The organism is Cohnella abietis, assembly GCF_004295585.1.
GTDB lineage: Bacteria > Bacillota > Bacilli > Paenibacillales > Paenibacillaceae > Cohnella > Cohnella abietis.
The window spans coordinates 5,792,668-5,811,939 of record NZ_AP019400.1; the positions used below are offsets into that span (position 1 = coordinate 5,792,668).

Genomic DNA, 19,272 nt, shown 5'->3' on the forward strand with positions numbered 1-19,272 from the left:
GAATAAGAATGGGCGCGAATCAAAATGCTGACACAGCAGCCCTTCTTGTCCAACGTAACTTATTTCCAACTGGATTGCAATAATGAAATGATACGTTGTGCGAATAGTACGCAAACGTGTTCATGATAGAACCTCTAAGCTACCCCCATCAATCACACGAATTGGCCCTCCAGAGGCTTCAATTGCTCGAAAATCCTCCATCAGCTTAAGCAAAGCCTCGTCCTTCCGCTTGGCTTCGATCATGACGTCAATCGCAGGTGTTGTGCTAGCTATTTCATACAAAAACTTCACTAAAGGCTCCACATCAATGTGGTCGGCATGCCCTCTAAGATCGGATTCACTTTTGGGACTGGAAACATGTATTTTGGGAGGTAGCCATTGCGGTGCTACTCCTTCATCGGCAAGCTTAGCCTGTTGCTCGTTCCAGCTAAAACGGTCCCAAGTTTTCAAAATTCTAGGCCACAAATCCACCGCTTGCTCGTCCCCCGGATTGACGGCATGATGATGAATATCAAGTACCATCGGCACCCCGACCTCTTCCGCTATGCTTAGCGTTTCCGCTGCAGTGAAGGTTTTGTCGTCATTTTCCAAAGTAATTCGATCTGTTATTCGCTTATCGATCGTCCGAAATTGAGTGATAAACCTTTTGCCGGATACTCCCTTATCACCATAGCTGCCTCCGACATGTATATTGTTGGTCGCCCGCGCATCTAAACCCATCGCCTCTAGCATCCGAACGTGATACTGCAGGTCATTAATGGAATTGCTCAGGACTTCCTTCCTCGGCGTGCTTAATACGGTAAAATGATCGGGATGAAAGGATACGCGCATATTATGCTCACGAACAAAAGCCCCAACCTCGGCGAATGCTTGCGCCAAAGCGGGGTAAGGATCCCATTCATTAAGCTCTTGATGTGTTGCGAGCGGAATAATTTTCGAGGTCATACGGTAAACTTGAACACCCATATAACGATTATGCTTGAGTAAACGCAATGTATTATGTAAATTTTCCTCGGCAATCCGCTCAAGACGTCGCAAACCCGCTTCCCGATTCAACAGCTTGGAGAAGGTCGCCATTGTCATTGTTTTGGATGGGGAGGCATTCGCTAGCTCAACAGACATCGCAACATATCCGAATCTTACGATCATTCCATCCAACCTCCCGCACTTTTTAGGTACGGTTATTAGGATTGCTCACCGAAGAACATTTCATGTGCGAGTGAGGTTTGAATTCGTGCTTCTTCCTCTGTTAGTCGACGAACAAGCTCCATCTCTACCTGCGTAACCTCTTCGCCTTGGAAATTAATTTCCGCGATAGATGCGACAATCCGAACGATTGCGACAGCTTGATTATCAGGCGCATATGCTATTACCTTCTGTCCTGTTGGGAACACACGAAATTGCTTTTTGACCATTTTGCCCCGGCCGTACTCAAGCAGTTCGTACAATTCTTGCTCCGATTTAAATTTACATACGGAATTAAACTCTGTCTGAAAGCCCATAAAGCTTCCTCCTATCGCTTTTACAAATAAATTCGCTGGATTCGCGTGTCTGTATCGTGTCTTTTTGGTTAGTTGTTGATCTGAAGTTGATTACGTGTTAATAAAGTTAGGCTAATTGGCTTGAGTTAATTATCTACTGTTAATTGCCTTATGCTAATTGGCTTGAGTTAATTATCTACAGTTAATTGCTTAATGCTAATTGCCTAGAGATCATTACGTAGATTAATTGCCTAAAGCTAAGCCTAGAGTTAATTATAACCTCTATTCGCTCTGTAGGAAAATATGGGCTATTGGGGTGGGAGGATGGCTGCTTTTTTTGGGCGAGAGCTGGGGAGTAAGGGAGACAAATGTGCAGGTCGGGGTTGAGGGCTGGGGAAAATTTGCGATGGGCGCTGGTTGGGGGCTCGGGGGATGCTTTGCGATGGGCGGTGGCGGAGTTTGCGATTTTTTTTATTATAGCTTTAGCGGCGATTTGTATTGCGAATTATCAATAATCAAGTTATGATATTTTGCTCTGGCTTTTTTGTCGTGTTAGTGGCGTAAGGTTTCGATGGTTCTGCGTCATCGGGGATTAGTGCTTCGGTGGAATGGCTAGATCTTAAGTTCTCCACATGTGCATAACTTTTCGTAGCTATTCTGAGAGTTCGAGACTCATTCCTGTGAGTTCTCCACATCTTTTTGCATGTTTAATTCTTACTTATAAAACTTACTTTGTTATTATCCAGTTTTCCACATTTGTATCCCCAGTTTACATCGCGATGTGTTGATTAGTCGGGTTTTTACACACTTATTAATTGCTGGGAGATGAATTTCTCAAGTTCTCCACATGTGCATAATTTTAATTGGCATTGGATTGATAGTTATCCACTTGTTGGCGTTTTTGAGGCTGAGGGAGAACCTCGGTTGTTAACACACTAGTTTTTATATGCGAGTGAGTCTAACTAAACTTCGAGTGACATTTTCCAACTATTGGTTTATTATTGTTCTATAGCGAGTGAAGCACACCGCCTCTGATCCTTTATGGGATTGGGGCGGTTATTTTTGTCTACAAAGGGCGGTTGATGATGAGAAACTTCGAATCTGAGTATCGTATTTGGTTGAACAAACATATTACACGGAGCACTGGAGAACGTCTTCGGAGAATTAAAGAACGTCACGGTTTCGGCGAAAAACTACTGATCGAGCACGCATGGTGGCCTGTTGTCAAAAGTCTTGACGATTTACATCCTGAGTATGAGTTTGTGGACACCTTCGGAAACTATTACTTTATGGACCTTGCCTACATTCGTCTTCCTAGGCCCACTTGTTTGGAATCAGACAGCTTCAGCTCACATGCTCGTGATGCTGACCGAGGATCATTCTCTCGTGGATTAGAAAGGCAGAATGAAATTGCGTTGGCTGACTGGAATATTTTGCGTTTTTCGATTGATAAACTGAAGGAAGATCCTTATAGTTGTCAAAATCACATTCGCAGAATGCTGGAAATTTGGTACGGGGAGGATAGCAGCAGCGTGCAAAAACTAACCATTTATCAACGGGAAATCTTACGTCTAGCCAATCGTTTATCGAGCCCAATTACCATAGAAATGGTTAGTAACTCTCTTGGCAAAAGCAAGAGAGTTGCACGTGTTCAACTACACCAAATGGCGCAGCTAAACTATATTGAGCCGGCTAGCGGGGACCAACGTGTCCGCAGCTACCGGCTGAAAAGATAATAGTTTGTTTGATAGTGAACGCTTCGTTCTCTATACGGGCCGTCCGCGCTCTTGCGGGCGAGATAGTGAACGCTTCGTTCTCTATCTGGGCCGTCTGCGCTCTTGCGGGCGGGTTAGTGAACGCTTCGTTCTCTATCTGGGCCTTTCGCGCTCATGCGGGCGAGTTAGTGAACGCTTCGTTCCCTATCCGGGCCGTCTGCGCTCTTGCGGGCGAGTTAGTGAACGCTTCGTTCCCTATCCGGGCCGTCTGCGCTCATGCGGGCGAGTTAGTGAACTCTTCGTTCTCTATACGGGCCGTCTGCGCTCATGCGGGCGAGTTAGTGAACGCTTCGTTCCCTATCCGGGCCGTCTGCGCTCTTGCGGGCGAGTTAGTGAACGCTTCGTTCCCTATCTGGGCCTTTCGCGCACTTGCAGGCGAGATAGTGAACGCTTCGTTCTCTATCCCAGCCGTCTGCGCTCTCACGGGCGAGTTAGTGAACGCTTCGTTCCCTATCCGGGCCGTCTGCGCTCTTGCGGGCGAGATAGTGAACGCTACGTTCTCTATCCAAGCCGTCTGCGCTCTCGCGGGCGAGATAGTGAACACTACGTTCTCTATCCATGCCGTCTGCGCTCTTGCGGGCGAGATAGTGGACGCTTCGTTCTCTATCCAAGCCGTTTGCGCTCTCGCCCTATCCCAGCCTTTCGCGCTCTCGCCCTTTCACACCCGCGCCCACGTTCGCGCGCGCCCCTATTCTCCGCCGCCGTAGTCGATTGACTGGCGTTCCTCGTGGCGCTCGATCGCTAATTGGATGAGGGTGTCCAGCAGTTCGCGGTACGAGACTCCGGATTCCTTCCACATTAGCGGGTACATGCTATAGGGTGTGAAGCCTGGCAGCGTGTTTACTTCATTAATGAACAACGCACCATCGCTGCGCCGAAGGAAGAAATCCGCACGACATAGCCCCGATCCATCAATTGATCGGAATGCTTGCACAGCCATTACTCGCACTGCTTCCGCAACTTCAGGCGAAATCTCGGCCGGAATAACCATAGCCGATTTGCCGTCAATATATTTGGCTTTATAATCATAAAATTCATTAGAGCTACAAACTTCCCCAGGCACGGAAGCACGTGGATCATCATTACCAAGCACACTTACTTCAATCTCGCGCGCATCAACAAACTCCTCAACGATAACCTTCCGATCATATCGCAAAGCTTCCTCTATCGCAGCAACGAGCTCATCACGATTACGCGCTTTCGACACCCCTACGCTAGAACCCAAATTCGCAGGCTTCACAAAGCACGGATAACCTAACTCCTCGACGCTCTCCAGACATTTCTCACGATCCTGCTTCCATTCAAATCGGATAAAATGACGATACCCTACCTGCGGCAAGCCTGCATGGGCAAACATAGTCTTCATTGCAACCTTGTCCATTCCAACAGAAGAAGCGAGCACACCTGCTCCAACGTACGGAAGCCCGGCCATCTCAAACAAGCCTTGAATGGTTCCGTCTTCACCAAAGGTGCCATGAAGCAAAGGTAGCATAACATCAATAGGCTTACCATCGCTGTCCGATGAGCCATCTGTCAGCACCGATTCCGACATTCCCTTTAGTACTGGCAGCAACGGCTTAACGGCACTGACTTCTCCACTATGCTGACCCTCATCTGCATCTGCACTTGCAGCAGGAGTAAATTGTAATTGTGCAACCGCCGCCGGCGGAGCGTTCAACAAAGGACCTGACCTCCACTGACCCTTAGGTGTAATATAGAAAGGAATAAGTTCATATCGATCGTAGTCAAACTCCTTCAATACGGCCAATGCCGTTTGCAGCGAAACCTCGTGCTCACCTGAACGTCCTCCGTAAACGAGTCCGACACGTATTTTTCCCATAGCTAAGCTTACCTCCGACTTTGTCGAATTATCGTTCTCGGATTTCCATAGGAACAACCGTCACGTGAACTCGAATGTTAGTATTTAAAATTCATCAACAATGTGGTAAAAATGATACCGAGTTTGCTCCGTCCACGCATAAGAATCCTTATAATCCCAATAACGATGGCGGCTGCTTACTGTATTCGCGTTAACGAGTGGCATGCCTTCTGGCGTGAATGCAGTTACGATCGTATTATGACCGACCTGGCCGTTGCCGTTCCAATCATAACAGATGACATCTCCTAGCTGTAGAAGCTCTGGCTTAGAAACCGCCTCAGCCCGTAACCCATTAGTACGCGAAGCGCTTAAAAAATGTCGCAAGCTATTCGCCACAGCCCAACTAAAGCTCCACATTTCGTCATTGTTTGAATACCCTTTGTACCACCATCCTGATGGCCTTTTCCCAGTATAATTCATAGGCGCACCGCCTGCAAAGATACACTGTGAGACATAATTTGTGCAATTTACCTCGAAGTTTTCGTATGCAGGATTCGGCTCGTTCCACCATCGTTCGGCGTAAGCAACAGCTGCCTCCCGCAGATAAGGAATTCCCCGACGGGTCATTCCATACCCATAACCTTCATAAGCGCTATCATTGGAAGCCCCTGCATAAACCCTAGACTTGAAACCATACAGCGCCTGCGGATTCATATAAGGTGCAGATGGCAAAGCTGCTTGCCTTTCTCCATCCCAGGCATCATGAACTTCATTTTGCTCAAGTAATACCTCCGCTGAAGACTCCACTACAAGTGGCTTAACTGTATGAATACGCCAGCTTTTACCGGTACGGACGAAACGAACCCGCTCTCTCTCCACCCTTTCCTCCATCCACGGCTGATTTCTTTGTTCCATAGAACGAACCAAATGAATGGCTATGTCTGCAACAGCTTCACCCCGAACCGCATTGTATCGTTCTATGCGTGCACGCATCTCACTTCTTACTGGACGCATTGCCCACTTCAATTCTCTTTGCTTGGATAAAATAAGTCGCTGAGTAAGCCGTTCGCGATGCTCCTTATCAGAAATTTCGAGTAACTTGTGAGTATCCGTGTGCAATGCAGCTTCGTTAATAACACTCACATATCCATACAAAGCCTGCTTCCAATCCTGCTCTTCCCCCGACATAACATATCCCTCCAAGTAAAACGACTTCGTCGTCTCAAGACGACGGCATACGTTTGTATCGAGCGATCAGGCAGGTATAAACATATTGGAATTTATGCCTGCTGATTGTACAAGTAAAACGACTTCGTCGTCCTCAGGACGACGGCATACGTTTGTATCGAGCGATCAGATAAGTAAAAGTTACGACGATTTCATCTTTAATAAATGATGTACCTCATCTGAAACCTACGGTTTAATCATCAAGTTCGCGTTATTTCATTGTATGATCAATATTTCCACCCCATTCCCTTACGGCAAGTTTGTCAAATTTGCAGCTTACATTAGGGATGAAAATAGGGGGTCGTGCGGCATTCTATTGAGATATAGCTTTCGGATTTACCCTCTTAATTTGGATGCCGATATCCCTCAAACGACTTTACGGAGAAGCGATAACGGAGTATACTTAATCCATAGAGTATTTTTGAAATCGTGTTGCACACAGTGAAACCGAAATGATTTCCAACATGATTTATTGAACCGCGACAATCCAACATTAAGCTGAAAACAAACAAAACGACTCTAGGAGGCTACACACTTGTCTAAATTTCCTTATCAAGTACAGCAAGAATTGCAGTCATCGGGTAAGTCTTATCGCTACTACCGCCTTCAAGCTTTGGAAGAGCAAGGCTTAGGTCCTGTTTCCAAGCTTCCATTCTCCATCAAAGTATTGCTTGAAGCAGCAATCCGCCAATTTGACGGACGCGGCATTACAGAAGAGCATGTTAAACAATTAGCGACTTGGACTCAAGGCCGCGAAGATAAAGAAATTCCGTTCATTCCTGCACGTATCGTTCTTCAGGATTTTACAGGGGTACCTGTTGTTGTTGATTTGGCAGCAATGCGCGAAACGGTAAAACAAGCTGGCGGAGATCCGAAGCAAATCAATCCGCTCGTTCCAGTTGACCTCGTAATCGATCACTCTGTTATGGTTGATGCTTTCGGCACTGCAGATGCTTTGCAATACAATATGGACGTTGAATTTCAGCGTAATGAAGAGCGTTATCGTTTCCTTCGTTGGGCACAAACGGCATTCAACAATTTCCGTGCTGTTCCTCCTGCAACAGGTATCGTTCACCAAGTTAACCTTGAGTATCTTGCATCCGTTGCCGCTACAAAGTCGAAAGACGGCGTAACCGAAGTTTATCCGGATTCCCTCGTAGGAACAGATTCGCATACTACGATGATCAACGGACTCGGTATCGTAGGCTGGGGTGTTGGCGGTATCGAAGCGGAAGCCGGTATGCTTGGACAGCCTCTATACTTCGTTATGCCTGAGGTAGTTGGCTTCAAGCTGACTGGTAAGCTTTCTGAAGGCGCAACTGCAACCGATCTTGCATTAACTGTTACCCAAATCCTTCGTAAAAAAGGCGTAGTCGGCAAATTCGTCGAATTCTTCGGCTCTGGCCTTTCCAATATTAGTCTTGCTGACCGTGCTACTGTTGCCAACATGGCTCCAGAATACGGCGCAACAATCGGCTTCTTCCCTGTTGATAACGAAACATTGAACTACTTGAGACTGACTGGCCGTGAAGACAGCCAAATCGATCTTGTTGAAGCTTACTACAAGGCACAAGACATGTTCCGTACGGATGAAACGCCAGATCCGGTGTTCACAGAAGTAATGGAATTGGACTTGTCCACAATCGTTCCTAGCTTGGCAGGCCCTAAACGTCCACAAGATCGCGTCGAGCTAACAGCTATGAAGCAATCTTTTAACGATATTATTCGTACACCGATTGACAAAGGTGGCTTCGGCTTAAGCGATGCTCAAATCGAGCAAACGGTTGACATTAAACATCCTAACGGTGCGAACAGCCGCTTTGGTACAGGCGCTGTCGTCATTGCTGCTATCACAAGCTGTACGAACACATCCAACCCAAGCGTTATGATTGGTGCGGGTCTCGTTGCTAAAAAAGCAGTAGAGCGTGGATTGAAAAAACCAGCTTATGTTAAGAGCTCTTTGACACCAGGTTCCCTTGTTGTAACTGACTACTTGAACAATGCAGGTCTACTACCTTACCTTGAAAAGCTTGGCTTCTATGTTGCAGGTTACGGCTGTGCAACTTGTATCGGTAACTCTGGTCCATTGCCAGATGAAGTTAGCTTAGCTATCGCTGATAACGATCTTGCCGTTGCTGCTGTTCTATCCGGTAACCGTAACTTTGAAGGCCGCGTGCATGCACAAGTAAAAGCTAACTATCTGGCATCTCCACCGCTAGTCGTTGCTTACGCACTTGCAGGTACAGTTAATATCGATCTTGCTAACGATCCAATCGGTTTTGACAACGATAACCAACCGGTATATCTGAAGGATATCTGGCCAACTAACGAAGAAATTCAACAAGCCGTTAGCGCATCTTTGAGCCCAGATATGTTCCGTGCTAAATACGAGAACGTATTTACTCAGAACGAGCAATGGAACCAAATCCCTGTGCCAGAAGGCGAGCTTTACGAGTGGGATCCTAAATCCACTTACATCGCTAATCCGCCGTTCTTTACGGATCTAGCTCCTCAGCCAGGCGATATTTCAGACGTTAAAAATGCACGCGTATTGGCATTGATGGGCGATTCCGTTACAACGGACCATATCTCCCCAGCCGGTAACATCAAAGCAGATAGCCCTGGTGGTCAATACCTGCTTGAGCATGGCGTAACGAAGGAAGATTTCAACTCGTATGGCTCCCGTCGTGGTCACCATGAGGTCATGATGAGAGGTACTTTCGCTAACATCCGTATCCGGAACCAAGTGGCTCCAGGCACTGAGGGCGGCGTAACTACGTATCTTCCAACTGATGAAGTTATGTCCATCTACGATGCTTCGATGAAATATCAGAAGAACGCTACAAACCTAATTGTTATTGCTGGTAAAGAGTACGGCACAGGAAGCTCCCGTGACTGGGCAGCCAAAGGTACGTTCCTTCTCGGCGTCAAAGCCGTCATTGCGGAAAGCTTCGAACGGATTCACCGTTCGAACCTTGTAGGTATGGGCGTGCTTCCACTGCAATTTACAGACGGACAAAGCTGGAAAACTCTTGGAATTACGGGTCGTGAAACATTCGAAATCAGCGGTATGTCTAATGACGTAACGCCGGGTCAATCTGTTACTGTAACAGCGAAGCGTGAAGACGGAACAACTTTTGAATTCCAAGCTATTGCACGACTGGATTCAATGGTTGACGTAGATTACTATCGCAACAGCGGTATTCTACAAACTGTACTTCGCCAAATGATCGCTGCTCAATAATACATGAACACCAAAACCCGTCGTCCTTGGGACGGCGGGTTTTGCTATGTCTATTTTGCCGCCGCACGCAATAAATGTTATTTTCACATCGGTGATTTTGTTTACACATGCCTACATAAGTTATAATAGTCCCACACAGCTATTTGCAACCTACAGCATAACTTGGAGGCGAGCCCGGATGAATACAAAGGACCAACATTGGATACGCCGCTACCGGTCGGCCCTCCTAATAGGATTTCTATTTATTGTATTGGTTATTGCGTACATAATGCCGTTGCCTTATATGTTATATGGGCCCGGGTCAGCTGAGCCTGTTCATCCCCGCGTGGAAACTGGACACAAGCTCAACGAGAAAGGTGCTCTATTATTTACGACCGTCTCTACTTACTCCAAACCGAACATTTTTTTCATTATTTACGCTCGCCTTAATCCTCGTATGGAGGTCAAATCTCAGGAGGAGGCGACAGGTGGCGCTACGAATTTAAGTGGCTATCGCAACCTGCTTGCTTGGATGCGAGATAGCTCGGAGGCTAATGCGCTTCTTGCTGCCTACAATGTTATTAACAAGCCCATCGATGTAGAGGAGCAAGGCGTTATTGTTTACAGTCTGCTACCCGAATCTAAAGCACAGGAAAATGGCTTGCAGGAAGGCGATATCATTACTCAGGTGGATGGCAAGGAGACCAAAACGGCCAAAGTGCTTTCTGAATACCTTTCCAAGAAAGAGCCTGGAGACAAAGTAATTGTGTCTGGAACTCGCGGAGACAAGCCCTTCAAAGCAACCATCCCTCTTATTACTTTGTCTTCTTCTAATCCTGCTATAGCTTCCAGAACAGGAATTGGATTTCAAAACGAAACCGTGTTGAAAGTAACGCCTCCTGACCCTGTCAAATTTGATTTTTCAGATACTGGTGGTCCTTCCGCAGGACTGATGATGACACTTGAGATCGTGGCGCAATTGACTAATGACGATCTGACCAGAGGTTACCGTATTGCGGGAACTGGGACGATTACAGCGGATGGCACAGTCGGTCAAATCGGCGGTATCAATTATAAGCTAATGGCAGCGGACAAGAAAAAAGCTGACTATTTCCTCGTACCCTACGATAAGAACAGCTTAGCTAACTGGAATCTTGCCGAGAAAACAGTAAAAGAACTGAAGCTATCTCCCAAGCTCGTCAAAGTATCAACCCTCAAAGAAGCGCTCGATTTTCTGAAGGGTCTGGAGCCAAAGAAAGAGCTGTAATTTGAAAACAAATTATGTCCGCAAGATTAACTCGCATAATTAATGGTTCACGTCCTTAACGATGCTGAAAGGCATCTGATTAAGGGCGTTTTTTCTTTGACAGCCTTCCTACATGAGTGGTAGCATTTGGTAGCACATTATTTTTCCCTTACAGAGGTGGATTTCTTATGAGAAGCTGGAAAAAATGGACGTTATCTCTTACCGTAATCGTGTTCGTGATGCTAAGCCTTGAAGGGATAACTGGATCAGCGGCCCTCGCAGCCCCCAAGGAGCCCTTGAGCGTGTCTCAGCTTAAGGATGGTAAAAAGCTGACTAAGCCTTTATTAAACTTCATTACAAAAGCTCTGGACTTGTCTAAAGAGGAAACCTCTTTATTAAATATTGATCTTTTTTATGAGGTTGATTTGGGAGGATTGCCTACCGGGTACACGCGCCAATTTGTAGCGTTGTTCTATCACTCAGAGGGTATCGAGCTTGTACTCCTAGCTTCTAATGCTGATGCTTCAAAAATCAAGCTGCTAGATCGTGCACAATCCAGTGACGAAGGAAGCTTGTTCGTCAATACGGCCAAGCTAGAAATCAGCACTAATAAAAACCAAATTGAAGTTTGGACCCAATATCCATTTCGGGCATCTTACACTAAGGCAGTGCTTGAGTGGTCAAGTAATAAACTTAAAGTTATCTCCCATGAATATGGCGATCCAACGGCGGAGTTTTTCGATAAAAAAAAGAGTCTTCTTCGCAATAAAGATATTCTAGGACTTATTGATCTAGAAAATTCGGAGGATCCTTTTTACCCGAGTGCTTATGAAGGCAATTATACACTTGGCGCTCCGACACTGGTGCTAGCTCATCAGAAAGCTCTCGCCATTCATAAAAAGAACATAAAAGCGGCTATTTCCTATCTCGAATACGGATTTTCACAGTATAGCTATGGATATGGGCCATTTGGTTATTCCGATGGAACAGTGACCAAGGAAGATTTCGTTGCATCCGAGTACGATTCCTACCCCGAATCGCGTATGAGCTTAAACGTCTACGTCGGGATTTATAACGATTATGGTTATTTTCTATCTTTGGATGGACGCAATAAGGAAGCAAAGCTTGTTCTATCCAATGTCATTAAGCTTGTTCCCACTCGAACTGTAGCCTATCTCAACATTGCCGATGTAGAATGGACGCTTGGTCAGAAAACAGCAGCCAAAGAGCACTACAAGCAATACATAAAGCTGCTTGGCAGCAAAGCAACCAGCATCGCCCCTAAGCGTGTGCAGGAGCGGCTTAAGGCTAAGTAAGTGAGTCTCCCTCCAAACCGCGCATGTGATAGGGAATTAGTCGGGGGCTCCGCTTATCTCTTCTTCAACCTACACATGTATCCGGGAATTAGTCGGAGGCTCCGCTTAACTCTTCTTCAACCTACACATGTAACCGGGAATTAGTCGGGGGCTCCGCCTAACTCTTCTTCAAACTGTGCATGTGGTAGGGAATTAGTCGGGGGCTCCGCCTAACTCTTCTTCAAACTACGCATGTGATCGGGAATTAGTCGGGGGCTCCGCTTATCTCTTCTTCAACCTACACATGTATCCGGGAATTAGTCGGCATCTCCTCTTATCATCTCTCCAACCTGCACATGTGATCGGGAATTAGTCGGCATCTCCGCCTAACTCTTCTTCAACCTGCACATGTATCCGGGAATTAGTCGGCATCTCCGCTTAACTTCTCTTCAACCTGCACATGTATCCGGGAATTAGTCGGGGGCTCCGCCTAACTCTTCTTCAACCTGCACATGTATCCGGGAATTAGTCGGCATCTCCTCTTATCTCCTCTCCAAACTGCACATGTAACCGGGAATTAGTCGGCATCTCCTCTTATCTCCTCTCCAAACTGCGCATGTGATCGGGAATTAGTCGGCATCTCCGCTTATCTCCTCTTCAACCTGCACATGTATCCGGGAATTAGTCGGCATCTCCGCTTATCTCCTCTCCAAACGCGCAGGTGGCATGGGAACGGAGCTCGAGGCTCAAGTAATCGTGACTCTCCCCCCTCATAGATAGTCCAACTCCAGATTCGGGGGAAAAGGCGCAAAGGAGTAAAAAAAAGAAAGACCGCTGAGATTATCTCAGCAGTCCACGAATTATCTATCTATTCATACAAGCAGGTATCTATTCATTCTGACCATTTGCTATTCATTCAAGCAGGTATCTATTCATTCTGACCATTTGCTATTCATTCAGGCAGGTATCTATTCATTCTGACTATTTGCTATTCATTCTAGCTGTTTTCTATTATCAGAAGTCTACAATAGGTACAATCCTACCCTAATATCGTGCCCATTCGATGAGCAGCCTCAATGATAGCCGGGGCATGCTCATGCATACGGTTCGGAGTCAGGCGATTGGATGGGCCTGACACGGACAAAGCGGCCACCAGCTTGCCAGAGCGGTTAAAGATCGGCGCAGAGACAGCCGCAGCACCAGGCTCCCTCTCCTCGAAGCTTGTCGCATAGCCAGCTGCTACAATCTCATCGAGCTGCTTCCCGAAATCCTCGCGATTCAGTAGAGCAGGCCATGCGGGATCTGACATAACGATACCGCGAACGCCTGCTTCTGAGAAAGCAAGCAATACCTTGCTTGACGCTCCAACCGATAAGGGAAGGCGTGCTCCAACTGTTGCTACGCGACGAATAGCCTGCATGCTTTGCACGGCTTGGATACGAACACGTTCCGTTCGATCTCTGACGTACAAGCTAATCGTCTCGCTTAATTGATCTCTAAGCCGCTCCATTTCGGGTAGGAGCACAACTGAAGGATCGTCAGAGCGAGACAGATTCGCAGACAATTCCAATACACTTAAACCAAGCCGATATCTCTCTGTAGCCACATCCCGTGTTACAAAGCCTCTATCCTCCAAGGTCGCCAATAATCTATGCACGGTGCTCTTGTGCAGCCCGATACGACCTGCTATTTCCGTTAAGCTCCACTCATGTCCTGAGGCAAAACACAAGAGCACATCCAATGCCCGCTCTACCGCACGTACCGTTCGTTTTTCGTCTTCCATGCGCGTTTTCCTCCCCAAGCTACCGTTTCACCCTATGAAACCCTGTTACACCTAGTATAACGCATTCTTCATATTTCGCAATTATTGGAAGCGCTTTATTACAATTTCATTACACTCTATTAACAAGTCTCCCCACCTTATTGACGCTGCTCTTGTTGCGCTCTACGATGAGCTTACTAGTCTCCCAGAGCACACAAGAAGTGAGGCGATCCCCAATGACAACAATGTCGACGCCCTATAACGGCTCCGTAGTTATACCGGTTCCCGCAACAGAGCAATCCCCCGATCATAAGTTAATCCGCAAGCTCGGACGACTTGCATTGAATTTACTTCTCGCCGTCTCAAGCCTAATTGTCATAGCTTTCCTAGCTTTTCATGTTTACGTAGCCTGGGCACTCTCACATCCTCCTGTGGCCTCACTTGTCTCGAATCCGATGCTTGCTAAGAATTTAACTTATAGCGAGGTAACCTTCCCAAGTGCCGATGAGAAGACGCTCGTTGATGGTTGGTGGATACCCGCTGACGAAAGCCGGCAAACCGTAGTACTGAGCCACGGATACGGTGCTAACCGAGAAGAGTCTTGGGTTCCTATGTATGATCTTGCAGACCTGCTTCATAGCTTAAAATATAATGTCCTTATGTTTGATTATGGATTTGCAAGCGCAGCACACTCCACACCTGCAACCGGAGGGCGAATTGAATCACAGCAGCTTATAGGAGCACTCCAATATGCACGCAAGCAAGGCAATGATGAGCTTATCATCTGGGGCTTCTCTATGGGCGCAGGAACGGCATTACAGGCTGCTCTTCAATCCGAGCCAGTCGATGCCATGATTCTGGACAGCACTTTCCTCCCAGACGATGACACATTGTATCATAACATCCGTAATCAAATAAACATTCCGAAATATCCTTCTGTCTCTCTTATTCGTCTGTTTTTTCCGCTTATGAGCGGCACAAGGCTCGAGCAGATTCCTTCTGCCCAGGTTCAACAAACAGCCTTCGATTTCCCGATATTGCTCATTCACGGCACAGCCGATGACAAAGCCCCAACCTACATTTCCGAAAATGTTGCCAAAGCGCAAACAAACGCCCTTTCTCAATTATGGATCGTCCCAGGAGCTATTCATGAAATGATTTATCGCACTCATACGCAAGAATATGTCCAAAGAACAACCTCATTCCTTGACCGAGTTCATACGGAGGTATTAGCCAAGCTCCAAACTACACAATCAATAACGGCCTAATTTCTAGTCATGATACAACTCTTCCCCCGCATAGCTTGCTACGAGGTTTACTACGGCAGTAGCTATAACGGGGAGGGCTCTTGGAATGCGTTTAGTATATGGAAATATTGTGCCCGTGAGATTACTGGAAGAAATCGTGTATTGGAAAACACAAGAGATTGAGCATATCATCGTCATCCGCTCCCTTGTTCCAGATCTTGAGCCTGCTTACATGCAATTGCTTGCGGATTGGGAAAATGTTTTTGAGAAAACTCAGGAGTATGCCGAGCGCGCCAAGCAGCATGCTGTTGCTAATGAGCGTTCTCTACCCTCAGACTGGGCAACACTTCTGCCAAAGCTGTTAGAGGATAGCTTGGAGCAATCAAGAGAGTTTAGCCGTCAGCTACAGCTATTACCTGAGCATAGCCTCTCCGTTTCCCAGTCTCAAGAGAAATCGATCGTATTAGATTATTTGAAGCGGCAGCCTGAATATTACAATGGTATGATGGATCACTTGGAGCAAACGGGAACCGTCCGCTGGATTCAATCTCAGGAAACGAATGAGGATAGTCCGGAGGGATACGGTGGACCTGAACCTGCCGATGGCAGTATAAGCTTGCGACCTAATGAGTCGATAAACGAAAGCCATTCTATTCGCCCAGAGGGCACTTGGTCAGACCCGCTTCTAGCTATGGAGCAAAATAACCCTCCACTGAGCAATCCCGTCCCTGTAGGTGGACATACATTACCCCCACTCCCTTATTCTTACAAAGCTTTGGAGCCCTATATCGATGAAAAAACAATGCGAATCCACCACGACAAGCATCATCAAAGCTATGTGGACGGTTTGAATATAGCTGAAACAAAACTAGCTGAAGCTCGGCGAACTGGCGATTTTGATTTGGTCAAACATTGGGAAAGAGAGCTAGCTTTTAATGGTGCTGGACACTATTTGCATACTTTGTTCTGGGGTGTAATGTCACCAAAGGGCGGGGGAAAGCCAAGTGGACCTCTGCTAGACGAAATCATTAACAGCTTCGGGAGCTTTGAAGCGTTTAAGAAGCAATTTACGGAAGCGGCCAATAAAGTTGAAGGCGGAGGTTGGGCCATTCTTGTGTGGAGTCCGCGAAGCCATCGCCTAGAGATTCTAACCGCGGAGAAGCATCAGAATCTCTCGCAATGGGATGTCGTCCCGCTGCTCTCCCTGGATGTCTGGGAGCATGCCTATTACCTAAAACATCAGAACAATCGCGCTGCCTACACACTGGATTGGTGGAACGTGGTTAATTGGCCCTTTGTCTCGGATCGTTACAATAAAGCCAGGCTGCTTATGTGGGTCCCTTATTAAATAAGTAATTCTGAGTAGCAGCCTTGAAGAAGATTAGCCTGAAGCTATAGCTTACTTGAATTCAATAGCTGCTCTATTTCTTCTTTTCGGGGAATCGATTGTTGTGCTCCTACTCGTGTAACAGTTATCGCGGAAGCAGCGGCTGCAAAAACGAGGCTTTCTTTTACCGACCCTCCACTAGCTTGAGAAGCAGCAAAGGCACCAATAAATGTGTCTCCAGCTGCAGTGGTGTCCACTGCTTTCACAGAAAAGGCAGGAACGAACTCTCTTGAATCTTTGCTTTTGAATAATGCACCTTTGGATCCGAGAGTAATAATGACATTCTTAATTCCCTTATTAATAAAATGTGCAGCCGAAAGCTCTGCAGAAGCTACATCTGTGACCTGTAAACCTGAAATTAATGCTGCTTCCGTTTCATTCAAAATAATCGTGTCAATAAGATCATACAAATACTCATTAAGCTGATGAGCCGGTGCGGGGTTGTAATATACAAGAACGCCTTCCTCCCTGCACATTCTCATTACAGCTTCATTCACACTGGCAGGAATCTCATTTTGCAGTAAAACGGCATAGGCTCCCTTAAGCATATTAATGGATAGCTGATCCGAATGAACCTTACCATTAGCTCCGTGGGATAGGACTATCGTATTCTCGCCCGCTTCGTCAACCGTAATAAAGGCCAATCCTGACGTGCCTTCTTCGATGCTGATTGCAGAGGAATTAACGCCATAATTGTGCAATGCCTTTATAAGCACTTCTCCGAACGCATCGTTGCCGACTGCTCCTATCATCGTAACTGAGCTGCCAGCAAGCGATGATGACACTGCCTGGTTGGCTCCTTTGCCTCCTGGGCTATAGCTTGTATCAAGGCAATGAATCGTCTCTCCTGGCTCCGGATGGCGCTCCACGCGATTAATAATATCCATATTGATGCTTCCTACCACAACTACGTTACCCATGCTCAATCTCCGTCCGTTTATTGGATTCTATCCTCTACCTCGTTAAGCTCGATAATCTCGATTGCTTAAAAAAGCTAACTAAATTATTTACCCATTATATTCAAAGGAATATTCTTCCTATAATGAAATGCTTGTTACATCTTACATTATCAACAGTCGCAAATGATTTCAAGACATAACGTGTAGGAATTAGTTGGCTTGGACCTACTAATTCACGCCATATGCACAGTTTGGGTGCAGCGTCACGCGGTGTGGCGGGCTAATTCTGTCCATATTCGTAGTTATGATACCGAGTTACGCGGAGAGACCGACTATCTCCTGCTCCCGAGGCGTGTTTGATACCGAGTTGCGCGGAGAGGCCGACTAACTCATCCTACTGAGGCGCGTTTGATGCCGAGTTGCGCGGAGAGACCGACTATTTCCTGCTATCATGGCATGTTTAATGCCGAGTTACGCGGAGAGGCCGACTATCTCCTGCTACCATGGAACGTTTGATACCGAGTTGCGCGACGAGGACGACTAACTCCTCCTACTGAGGCGTGATTGATACCGAGTTACGCGGAGAGACCGACTATCTCCTGCTACCGAGGCGTGTTTGATACCGAGTTACGCGGAAAGACCGACTATTTCCTGCTACCGAGGCACTTTTGATGCCGAGTTAAGCGACGGCGACTAATTTGTGCCGCGCCGCTAAAACCAAAAAGCCCTCAAAACCACTATACTCAGTGGCTTTGAAGGCTCTCTCGATTAAAACCAGCAATTACCTAAATACTACTTACAAGCTCCAATCGAGCTTAACTTCGCCGCCCTTGCGGGAGGATTCGTAGATAGCGTCGATGATCAGATTGCTGCGCAAGCCTGTTTCAGCAGAAGTCCAAGGTGCTTTGCCTGTACGAACACAATCCAAGAAATGGCGGCTCAAACGAACGCGTGCACCCTCATCTTCTTCTGGAGCAACAAGTGGGATATCAACCGTTTTGTCGAAACGCTCTGTAAGGAATTTACCTTCCTCACCACGAAGCACAGCACCACCGTCGGAACCCATCAAGTGAAGGAATGGCGAGCTATCCGTATCCATATGGACTGCCCAGCTTACTTCAAGAGTAAGTGAGGTACCATTATCCATCTTGATAATAGCTGTCGCCAAATCCTCAACGTCGTAAATACCGTCCCAATTAGGCTTGCCCCAAGAGCCGATTCCTTTTTTGCGAGGACCGAATTCCGCATAAGTAGCACCGTATACAGATACTGGCTTAGGCTCACCCATGAGGAAGAAAGCCAGATCAAGCATATGAACGCCGATATCAATGAGTGGTCCGCCACCGGATTCGCCATGCTGAGTAAACCAAGTTCCCCAGCCGGGTATGCCTTTGCGACGGTACCAGCCAGTTTTGGCTGTATAAATGTTACCCAGCTCACCACGGTCGATCTGTTCCTTCACCTGCAGTGAAAGTGCCTCCCAGCGCATTTGGTGGGCGACCATTACAGTCTTGCCCGTCCGCTTCTGAGCCCGCACGATTTCCTTAGCAGCTTCTGAATCAAGTCCCATCGGCTTCTCAATCAATACATGCTTGCCATGCTCCAAAGCAAGGATTGTTAGAGGCGCATGTGCTTTATTTGGAACAGCAACGATTACGGCATCAACATCATCACGGCGAATTAATTCCTCTGGCGATGCCGATACAACTGGTATTCCGTATTGCTTCGCTCTCTGCTCGGCAAGCGGAAGAAAAGTATCCGTCACCGCGACAAATTCGCATTCCTCCTGAAGCTTACCAAACTCTTGTAAGTGAACATTGCCTATATTTCCTGCCCCAATCAAGCCAATGCGAATTTTAGATGGACTAGACATAGAATTAAACTCCTCCAATGAAAGTGCTTTTATTAGCA

Annotated in this window: 14 protein-coding genes; 6 read left to right on the forward strand and 8 right to left on the reverse strand. The window is 46.8% G+C overall.

What is annotated here, in order from left to right:
* Nucleotides 1-120 precede the first annotated feature (120 nt).
* Together uvsE and KCTCHS21_RS25395 are read right to left on the reverse strand one after the other, a co-directional pair.
* Nucleotides 121-1,149 carry a UV DNA damage repair endonuclease UvsE gene (gene uvsE, locus KCTCHS21_RS25390; protein WP_130614660.1) on the reverse strand — a complete coding sequence of 343 codons (1,029 nt, stop codon included), beginning with the start codon at nt 1,147-1,149 and terminating at the stop codon, nt 121-123.
* Nucleotides 1,150-1,184: 35 nt separating this feature from the next.
* Nucleotides 1,185-1,502: a hypothetical protein gene (locus KCTCHS21_RS25395; RefSeq protein WP_130614662.1), complete on the reverse strand. Its 318-nt coding sequence runs from the start codon at nt 1,500-1,502 to the stop codon at nt 1,185-1,187.
* Nucleotides 1,503-2,563: 1,061 nt separating this feature from the next.
* Here KCTCHS21_RS25395 and KCTCHS21_RS25400 point away from each other — a divergent pair.
* Nucleotides 2,564-3,217: a DNA-binding response regulator gene (locus KCTCHS21_RS25400; protein WP_130614664.1), complete on the forward strand. Its 654-nt coding sequence runs from the start codon at nt 2,564-2,566 to the stop codon at nt 3,215-3,217.
* A 470-nt stretch (nt 3,218-3,687) separates the two neighbouring features.
* Here KCTCHS21_RS25400 and KCTCHS21_RS31995 read toward each other — a convergent pair whose 3' ends face one another.
* The 3 genes from KCTCHS21_RS31995 to KCTCHS21_RS25410 form a co-directional block, all read right to left on the reverse strand.
* Nucleotides 3,688-3,816: a hypothetical protein gene (locus KCTCHS21_RS31995; protein WP_269472732.1), complete on the reverse strand. Its 129-nt coding sequence runs from the start codon at nt 3,814-3,816 to the stop codon at nt 3,688-3,690.
* 128 nt (nt 3,817-3,944) lie between these two features.
* Entirely contained in the window at nt 3,945-5,096 is a 1,152-nt protein-coding gene (locus KCTCHS21_RS25405) for a D-alanine--D-alanine ligase (protein WP_130614666.1), read from the reverse strand.
* 84 nt (nt 5,097-5,180) lie between these two features.
* Nucleotides 5,181-6,263 (reverse strand): amidase domain-containing protein, encoded by a 1,083-nt coding sequence (locus KCTCHS21_RS25410; protein WP_130614669.1) that lies wholly within the window; start codon nt 6,261-6,263, stop codon nt 5,181-5,183.
* A 574-nt stretch (nt 6,264-6,837) separates the two neighbouring features.
* Between KCTCHS21_RS25410 and acnA the strand changes: the two genes are divergently transcribed.
* The 3 genes from acnA (at nt 6,838) to KCTCHS21_RS25425 (ending at nt 12,087) form a co-directional block, all read left to right on the forward strand.
* Nucleotides 6,838-9,546: an aconitate hydratase AcnA gene (gene acnA, locus KCTCHS21_RS25415; protein WP_130614671.1), complete on the forward strand. Its 2,709-nt coding sequence runs from the start codon at nt 6,838-6,840 to the stop codon at nt 9,544-9,546.
* A 178-nt stretch (nt 9,547-9,724) separates the two neighbouring features.
* Nucleotides 9,725-10,792 carry a YlbL family protein gene (locus tag KCTCHS21_RS25420; RefSeq protein ID WP_162309382.1) on the forward strand — a complete coding sequence of 356 codons (1,068 nt, stop codon included), beginning with the start codon at nt 9,725-9,727 and terminating at the stop codon, nt 10,790-10,792.
* A 167-nt stretch (nt 10,793-10,959) separates the two neighbouring features.
* Nucleotides 10,960-12,087, forward strand: coding sequence for a tetratricopeptide repeat protein (locus KCTCHS21_RS25425; RefSeq protein ID WP_130614675.1), 1,128 nt, complete (start codon nt 10,960-10,962; stop codon nt 12,085-12,087).
* A 1,018-nt stretch (nt 12,088-13,105) separates the two neighbouring features.
* Here the strand turns inward: KCTCHS21_RS25425 and KCTCHS21_RS25430 are convergent.
* Entirely contained in the window at nt 13,106-13,849 is a 744-nt protein-coding gene (locus tag KCTCHS21_RS25430; protein ID WP_130614677.1) for an IclR family transcriptional regulator, read from the reverse strand.
* A gap of 215 nt (nt 13,850-14,064) precedes the next feature.
* On the opposite strand from KCTCHS21_RS25430, the gene KCTCHS21_RS25435 reads away from it, so the two are divergent.
* Nucleotides 14,065-15,096 carry an alpha/beta hydrolase gene (locus KCTCHS21_RS25435; protein WP_130614679.1) on the forward strand — a complete coding sequence of 344 codons (1,032 nt, stop codon included), beginning with the start codon at nt 14,065-14,067 and terminating at the stop codon, nt 15,094-15,096.
* An 85-nt stretch (nt 15,097-15,181) separates the two neighbouring features.
* Nucleotides 15,182-16,423 carry a Fe-Mn family superoxide dismutase gene (locus tag KCTCHS21_RS25440; RefSeq protein ID WP_130614681.1) on the forward strand — a complete coding sequence of 414 codons (1,242 nt, stop codon included), beginning with the start codon at nt 15,182-15,184 and terminating at the stop codon, nt 16,421-16,423.
* A 44-nt stretch (nt 16,424-16,467) separates the two neighbouring features.
* Here KCTCHS21_RS25440 and rbsK read toward each other — a convergent pair whose 3' ends face one another.
* Nucleotides 16,468-17,382 (reverse strand): ribokinase, encoded by a 915-nt coding sequence (rbsK, locus tag KCTCHS21_RS25445; RefSeq protein ID WP_130614683.1) that lies wholly within the window; start codon nt 17,380-17,382, stop codon nt 16,468-16,470.
* A gap of 775 nt (nt 17,383-18,157) precedes the next feature.
* Entirely contained in the window at nt 18,158-19,234 is a 1,077-nt protein-coding gene (locus KCTCHS21_RS25450; protein ID WP_130614685.1) for a Gfo/Idh/MocA family protein, read from the reverse strand.
* Nucleotides 19,235-19,272: the final 38 nt, after the last annotated feature.

What these genes read in the sequence shown, in the direction of transcription:
- KCTCHS21_RS25430 (WP_130614677.1), bottom strand. Translation starts at nt 13,849, where the DNA reads ATGGAAGACGAAAAACGAACGGTACGTGCGGTAGAGCGGGCATTGGAT.
- KCTCHS21_RS25405 (WP_130614666.1), bottom strand. Translation starts at nt 5,096, where the DNA reads ATGGGAAAAATACGTGTCGGACTCGTTTACGGAGGACGTTCAGGTGAG.
- KCTCHS21_RS25410 (WP_130614669.1), bottom strand. Translation starts at nt 6,263, where the DNA reads ATGTCGGGGGAAGAGCAGGATTGGAAGCAGGCTTTGTATGGATATGTG.
- KCTCHS21_RS25435 (WP_130614679.1), top strand. Translation starts at nt 14,065, where the DNA reads ATGACAACAATGTCGACGCCCTATAACGGCTCCGTAGTTATACCGGTT.
- KCTCHS21_RS25420 (WP_162309382.1), top strand. Translation starts at nt 9,725, where the DNA reads ATGAATACAAAGGACCAACATTGGATACGCCGCTACCGGTCGGCCCTC.
- KCTCHS21_RS25450 (WP_130614685.1), bottom strand. Translation starts at nt 19,234, where the DNA reads ATGTCTAGTCCATCTAAAATTCGCATTGGCTTGATTGGGGCAGGAAAT.
- KCTCHS21_RS25425 (WP_130614675.1), top strand. Translation starts at nt 10,960, where the DNA reads ATGAGAAGCTGGAAAAAATGGACGTTATCTCTTACCGTAATCGTGTTC.
- KCTCHS21_RS25395 (WP_130614662.1), bottom strand. Translation starts at nt 1,502, where the DNA reads ATGGGCTTTCAGACAGAGTTTAATTCCGTATGTAAATTTAAATCGGAG.
- rbsK (WP_130614683.1), bottom strand. Translation starts at nt 17,382, where the DNA reads ATGGGTAACGTAGTTGTGGTAGGAAGCATCAATATGGATATTATTAAT.
- uvsE (WP_130614660.1), bottom strand. Translation starts at nt 1,149, where the DNA reads ATGATCGTAAGATTCGGATATGTTGCGATGTCTGTTGAGCTAGCGAAT.
- KCTCHS21_RS25400 (WP_130614664.1), top strand. Translation starts at nt 2,564, where the DNA reads ATGATGAGAAACTTCGAATCTGAGTATCGTATTTGGTTGAACAAACAT.
- KCTCHS21_RS25440 (WP_130614681.1), top strand. Translation starts at nt 15,182, where the DNA reads ATGCGTTTAGTATATGGAAATATTGTGCCCGTGAGATTACTGGAAGAA.
- KCTCHS21_RS31995 (WP_269472732.1), bottom strand. Translation starts at nt 3,816, where the DNA reads ATGGATAGAGAACGTAGTGTTCACTATCTCGCCCGCGAGAGCGCAGAC.